7 protein-coding genes are annotated in these 6,000 nt (G+C 40.8%); 6 read left to right on the forward strand and 1 reads right to left on the reverse strand.

What is annotated here, in order from left to right; genetic code table 11:
- Window positions 1-82: 82 nt before the first annotated feature.
- From OCV61_RS16420 to OCV61_RS16440, 5 genes are all read left to right on the forward strand, one after another.
- Window positions 83-367, forward strand: coding sequence for a transposase (locus OCV61_RS16420; protein WP_158422697.1), 285 nt, complete (start codon window positions 83-85; stop codon window positions 365-367).
- Between the two features lie 292 nt (window positions 368-659).
- Window positions 660-1,016, forward strand: a complete 357-nt coding sequence (locus tag OCV61_RS16425) for a DDE-type integrase/transposase/recombinase (protein ID WP_262583233.1) — start codon at window positions 660-662, stop codon at window positions 1,014-1,016.
- Window positions 1,017-1,092: 76 nt separating this feature from the next.
- Complete coding sequence (locus OCV61_RS16430) at window positions 1,093-2,295, forward strand: tyrosine-type recombinase/integrase (RefSeq protein ID WP_158422698.1); 1,203 nt, start codon at window positions 1,093-1,095, stop codon at window positions 2,293-2,295.
- A complete protein-coding gene (locus OCV61_RS16435) occupies window positions 2,292-3,257 on the forward strand; it encodes a tyrosine-type recombinase/integrase (protein WP_158422699.1) in 966 nt (321 codons plus the stop codon). The genes OCV61_RS16430 and OCV61_RS16435 overlap by 4 nt, the downstream gene beginning before the upstream one ends.
- The gene (locus tag OCV61_RS16440; RefSeq protein WP_262583235.1) at window positions 3,247-4,272 is read left to right on the forward strand and encodes a site-specific integrase; all 1,026 of its coding nucleotides are present in this window, start codon (window positions 3,247-3,249) and stop codon (window positions 4,270-4,272) included. The genes OCV61_RS16435 and OCV61_RS16440 overlap by 11 nt, the downstream gene beginning before the upstream one ends.
- Before the next feature lie 212 nt (window positions 4,273-4,484).
- Here OCV61_RS16440 and OCV61_RS16445 read toward each other — a convergent pair whose 3' ends face one another.
- On the reverse strand, window positions 4,485-5,063 hold the full coding sequence (locus OCV61_RS16445; RefSeq protein WP_158422701.1) for a helix-turn-helix domain-containing protein: 579 nt from the start codon (window positions 5,061-5,063) through the stop codon (window positions 4,485-4,487).
- Window positions 5,064-5,704: 641 nt separating this feature from the next.
- On the opposite strand from OCV61_RS16445, the gene OCV61_RS16450 reads away from it, so the two are divergent.
- Complete coding sequence (locus OCV61_RS16450) at window positions 5,705-5,992, forward strand: maltose acetyltransferase domain-containing protein (RefSeq protein WP_262583237.1); 288 nt, start codon at window positions 5,705-5,707, stop codon at window positions 5,990-5,992.
- The last annotated feature ends 8 nt before the right edge of the window (window positions 5,993-6,000 follow it).

Genomic DNA, 6,000 nt, shown 5'->3' on the forward strand with positions numbered 1-6,000 from the left:
TATAAATAGTACAAGCCAAAATGAGAAATTCCAAATACACATAAGCATGATACAATAGAGGCATGCTGAAGGCGGATCTCATATGGCAAAGCAACATGACAAACAATTTAAACTTGATGCAGTCCAGTACTACGAGGATCATAAAGATCTTGGTGTACGTGGATGTGCAGAAAATCTTGGCATCGGATACAGCACATTAACGAAATGGCTGAAAGACGTCCGAGAATCAGGTGATATTTCTGTTCGTGGTTCTGGTAATTATGCATCTGATGAGCAGAAGGAAATTGCCTGTCTCAGACGTGAATTACGTGATGCCCAAGATGCACTTGATGTGTTAAAAAAAGCAATCAACATTCTGGGAAAATGACGGAAGCCATTTATCTCGAAGTGTCTGAGAAGACGGAAGCTGCCAAAAAGGCTGGACGTCGGGTTTCCGTCTCCGGAATGTTGAAATTTTTAGGAGTCTCTCACTCAGGATATCTTGCATGACTCCGCCACGTACCTTCTGATACAGAAAAACGTCGTGAAGCTGTAAAAGCAAAAATACAGGATATTTATGATAATTCCAAGCAGAACTACGGTGCTCCGAAAATCACTGTAGAACTTCGAAAACTGGTGAAATCATTTCGGAAAGAACCGTTGGTACATATATGCGCCAAGTGGGAATCCGTGCACAGTGGAGCAAACCATGGACAATTACCACAAAAGATTTCGATTTCAGCACTGAATTACAAAATATCCTTGATGAGCAATTTAATCCTGATCGTCCGAATGCAGTCTGGTGTTCAGATATTACCTACATCTGGACAATAGATGGATTTGTCTATCTGACCAGTGTTATGGATTTATTTTCCAGAAAAATCATAGCCTGGACGCTTTCAGAAACACTGGAAGTATCTTGCGTGATTGATACTATAAACAAAGCCAAAGCTCGTCGAAATATCGTTCAACCATTAATTATCCATTCGGACTATGCCGAAGAAAAAACTATGCCGAAGTTTTTCACTTTTGCCTGATATTACTTCGATTAAGAATAGTTTTTCGGCATAGTATTATATAATTGAAGCATCATTTTTAAGGAGGTGCTTCAAGATGGATATTAATACTGTCTGCACATTGCTCATCGAAGCTTTGAAAAATGCTGGATATAACGAATCCACCATTTTCAACTACCAGGGTGCTGTCAGAAGATTTAAGGCATTCTGTAAAGAACACGGAGTCACTGAATACAGCTATGAAATCGGCAAGCTTTATGCTGACGCTGTAATCAGTCCCAAAATCGGGAAATTCAGTAAAGAGCGTTATCATCTTCAAGGCCGCTTCTTCCGTTTGATTGAATCTTATGTTAATACTGGGCAGTTTGATTTTTCTGTTACCACAAGAGCAAGAGTACAACCATCCGGGGAGTATTACGGCAAGGTATACTCGGACTACTGTTACTATTTAAGGGAGAGATATGATAACGAGAACACACGGCATTTTTATGAGTATGGCATGTACTCATTCCTTTCTTTTCTGGAACGAGGGTATGATGTTTGTCCATTGGAATCATTGACAACCTCTATAATCCTCGACTATGTTAAGTGTTCAAAGCCTGAGCGGCAGCGTGGAATCCTTTGCGAACTCAGGAACATTTGCCGATACCTTGATCGTAACGATCTGTTGATGGCATTGTCAGGCATTCATGCCCCCGGACATCATCGTATCATTCCTGTACTTGAAACAGAGGAACAGGAACGCATCAAATCCGTTACAGAAGATAATGAAACCCCTCTGCGCGATTCAGCCATGATCCTTCTTGGGTTAACTACTGGTATCAGGGCATGCGACATCATCAAGTTGCGTTTGACGGATATAGATTGGCGGAACGATACAATCTCTTGGAAACAAAGTAAAACCGGAAATCTTGTCTGTGTCCCTTTAACTCCGGCAGTAGGCAATGCGATTGCCAGATATCTGACCAGACAACGACCTGATGCCCCAAACGACTACCTGTTTGTAAGACTTATCGCTCCTTTTGACCCGCTTTCATGCCATTCCTCATGCTACATGATGGTAAAGCGTATTCTTGAAAAGGCACATGTATCTAAAGATGAACGCATACTGGGAATGCATATGCTCCGGCATAACGCCGCATCGACAATGGTCAGGAATGAAGTTCCTGTTGAAACGATTGCTGCCATACTTGGACATTCAGACCCCGATACCACCAGTATCTATATCACTACTGACGAAATAAGGCTGAAGGAGTGTGTCCTTCCTTTTGGTGACATATCGAAGGAGGTGCATTCATGAACGCCTTTATTAGCAAACTTGGTCCGGCTATGTCCGAGTTCCTTGATTATAAACGCGCATTGGGTATCAAGTATGCAGCGGCTGCCACATATCTTAGTGAATTAGATCGGTACAATGCCGCCCATGGTGACCATCACACTCTGGTTAAGGAAGTTGTAGACGGCTGGGCTCTGGAACATGCACAAAAATCAACCACTGCCGATAGAAGTTGGGTATCCCCGATACGTGAATTCGGCCGATATCTTGTGATTTCTGGAGATAGCGATGCGTATGTGTTGGATAATTCATTCATCATCCAGCGATATCATCCGGATGTCTACCTGATGACAGAGACTGAAATACAACGCTTTTTTAATGAATGCGATCAGTATGTCCTCCGACACAAGGCTCCAGGCAGGGCATATGTTTTTCCGGCGCTATACCGTTTCATGTATTGCTGCGGCGTCAGGTCAGTGGAAGCAAGGCAGTTGAAATGCCAGGATGTTCATCTGGACAAAGAATACGTCGATATCCTGTGGGGCAAGGCCCATCGTGACAGGCGACTGTTTTTATCAGAAGAACTGACTCAGTATCTTATAGATTATAACGCTGCCATAAGAAAGATATTTCCAGAAAGAGAATACTTCTTCCCTGGCGGGCACGGAGGAATTTGTTCCAGTACTGCTTTATCTGTTAACTTCAAAAACATCTGGTTGGCAGCCGGTTTAAAAAGAGACGGAAAAGTAAAACCCCGGGCTTATGATTTGCGACATCACTTTGCCTGTGCAAACATCATGCGTTGGTCATCAGAAGGAAAGGATATCCACGCAATGCTTCCATATCTGATGAGATATATGGGGCATTCTTCATTGGATAGTACTTATTATTACATACACCTAATTCCTGATTTCTTTCCTCAATACCGTTGCATGACTGCCTCCACAGAAGAACTGATTCCGGAGGTGGATGCCGATGAAGTATAAAAGGAATAAAGATAAAGATTTCTGGCAGATGGCACGAGCCTACCTTCATGATTTTATGCCTGCGGTGCGAAACCAGTCGGATAAATCTGTTGCAGCTTACAAGCAATCCCTGAACTCCTATCTTTCATTTTTAGAAAACACGAAAGGGCTCAAGGAAGACCAGGTGACATTTGAAGCATTCAGCCGTAGCAATGTTAAAGACTTTGTTGAATGGCTTCATGAAAAAAAGTACGCATCCAAAACAATCAACCTGAAGCTGACTGCAATCCGCTCTTTTCTGAAATACTGTGCAGATGAAGACTTTGAACTCCGCGGTATCTACAATGAAATTTGTTCAGTCAGGAAGGTCAAAGAAGAAAAGAAGCCGATGGAATACCTGCAGCCGGCTGCAACAAAAGCAATACTGGCAGCATACGATACCAGGACGGCAAAGCACCGCCGTAACAGGAAGATCCTGATTCTTCTCTACGATACAGGAGCAAGGGTACAGGAGCTTTCAGATCTGTCTGTATCGTCTCTCCATCTAGATATGCCCAACCCCTATGTCACACTGACAGGAAAAGGACGCAAAACCAGAAACGTACCCGTTATGAAGAAAACAGTGCTTCACCTAAGAAAGTATCTTGAAGAATTCCATCCTGATTTAACTGAGGCACCGCTATTCTATAGTCATCTTGATGGAGTCCCTCACCAGCTTTCGACTGACAGCATCAGTCTGATACTCAAAACAGCTGCGAAGAAGGCTCGAGACACATGTCCGGAGGTACCAGAAAACGTTCATTGCCATTTGATCCGTAAGACAAAAGCGATGGATCTGTATCGTAACGGAGTGCCGCTTCCTTTTATCACGCAGCTGCTTGGTCATGAGAGTATGTCAACGACATCCGGTTTTTATGCATTTGCAACGCTTGAAATGATGAGTGAAGCAATGAATAAAGCCGCTCCGGCATTTGATGAAAGCGAGAAAATCTGGAAAAAGTCAGACATAAAAAAGCTTCTCTACTCCTTGGATTAACCTGGAATACTATGCCGAAGATTATTTCAAAGTTGAAGAAAACCCAAGCAATAATTTAAAACTTCGGCATAATTTTTTATTCGGCATAGTCAGAATTATACCGAATTCAGGATAATTCTGATCGTGGCAGCCAATATGTTGCTGTTGCAAAGGAATATAAAAACCTGCTAACAAAAGTCAAGGCTTTTTAGCAGGTTTTTAAAGCATCGTCTCTATTTTTGCATCTTTAAGCATCGCAGACAAATTCGTAAATAAAGTCTGTAATTTGGGTCATCTAATGAATGATTCAGAAGTTTTTCTATTCTTGCCAAACGTTTAACGAGACTAGTTCTGTGAAGATAGAGTTCCTGAGCAGTTAATGTTACATTGCATTCGTTGTCCAAGTATCGAATTAATGTGTTTAACAAGTCTATTTTCTTCTTTTTCTCATAATGCTGCAGCCGTTTAATATCAGACGTAAACAGCGATGCTTCTGGAATAATATCTGTACAAATTTGTAAGATATAATCCATGATGTAATCATTGAAATGATATATTAGCTTTGCGGATGATGTGTTGATACAATTCTCGCACAAAAATGTAATCTGTTGATAATACACATCTGCATGAAGCAAGTCTGTCATCTCATTGCTGATAGCTGCAATATATCCCATTTCTTTTAACAAATCTTGAAAATATACAGAAATCTGTTGTTCAATGCGAGGGTCATTTACCTGACTGCGCATTATGCCAATAATATTTCCATTATATACAGTGGCAAGTATGTGCGGAGGTATTGAAAGATTCAGCATAGAACCATAATCTCAGCCTGAAGAGCTCTTGCCTCTTGACTTTTCTCAAGCCGGAATAGAGACCATGCTTCATTTTCCTGTAAAGAAAGCTGTGCATATTCCTCACTGCTTAGGGACTGGTTTGTAAGAATATGATATAGGGATTGACCGTGCATAGCATAATTGTTCGCATTTTGTAAATTTTTTAAATATACTTTGCGAAATAAGTTAAAAAAGGCATTGGCCAGGAATAAATCTTTGTCATCAAAGGGTCTATGCGGATCTTCAATAAAAAAACTGCAACAGGCAAAATGTTCCATGGCATAGATATTATAGCAGTAGCAAAGTCTCTTTTATTAAAAAACAGTATTGATAGTGATTCCTTACCTATATACTATTGCAGTAGTAAAAACTTATCAAATACGCAGAAAAAACTAACTTGGTAATATAATCCTTACTGGAGGAGTGAGAATGAAAGAGGTTAACTACCAACATGATGAATGCCCTGTGCAAAGGACATTGAACTTATTTCAGGGAAAATGGAATCTGAGAATCATTTACGAATTATAAAAACAGGAAACGCAGGGACTTGTTTTAAGACAACAGTTTAACGAGGTACTGCCTCATGTTGAATATTAATGAGGATAAGGAGGTTATCAGAAATGACAGAAAGAGAAAAAATGATAAGTGGAAAGTTGTACAATCCAACGGATAAAGAATTGGAACAATTACGCCTGAATGCGCGTAAATTAGCAAGAAAATATAATTTGACAGATGAAGATCAGCAAGAAGAGCAAATGCAGATATTACGACAATTATTGCCAGCAACAGAGGAACTTCCGTATTTGCAGGCGCCTGTTTATTTTGATTGCAAATTACGCTCAAACGGAATGCCAGTTCCGCTACTGCGGAACGGCTATTCCATTTTTAACGGTACGAAGTACCGCTAGATGATATC

Source organism: Blautia ammoniilytica (assembly GCF_025566965.1).
Taxonomy (GTDB): Bacteria; Bacillota; Clostridia; order Lachnospirales; family Lachnospiraceae; genus Blautia_A; species Blautia_A ammoniilytica.

Excerpts from the sequence above, each read along its gene's own strand:
- OCV61_RS16420 (WP_158422697.1), top strand. The coding sequence starts at position 83 with ATGGCAAAGCAACATGACAAACAATTTAAACTTGATGCAGTCCAGTAC.
- OCV61_RS16430 (WP_158422698.1), top strand. The coding sequence starts at position 1,093 with ATGGATATTAATACTGTCTGCACATTGCTCATCGAAGCTTTGAAAAAT.
- OCV61_RS16435 (WP_158422699.1), top strand. The coding sequence starts at position 2,292 with ATGAACGCCTTTATTAGCAAACTTGGTCCGGCTATGTCCGAGTTCCTT.
- OCV61_RS16440 (WP_262583235.1), top strand. The coding sequence starts at position 3,247 with ATGAAGTATAAAAGGAATAAAGATAAAGATTTCTGGCAGATGGCACGA.
- OCV61_RS16445 (WP_158422701.1), bottom strand. The coding sequence starts at position 5,063 with ATGCTGAATCTTTCAATACCTCCGCACATACTTGCCACTGTATATAAT.
- OCV61_RS16450 (WP_262583237.1), top strand. The coding sequence starts at position 5,705 with ATGACAGAAAGAGAAAAAATGATAAGTGGAAAGTTGTACAATCCAACG.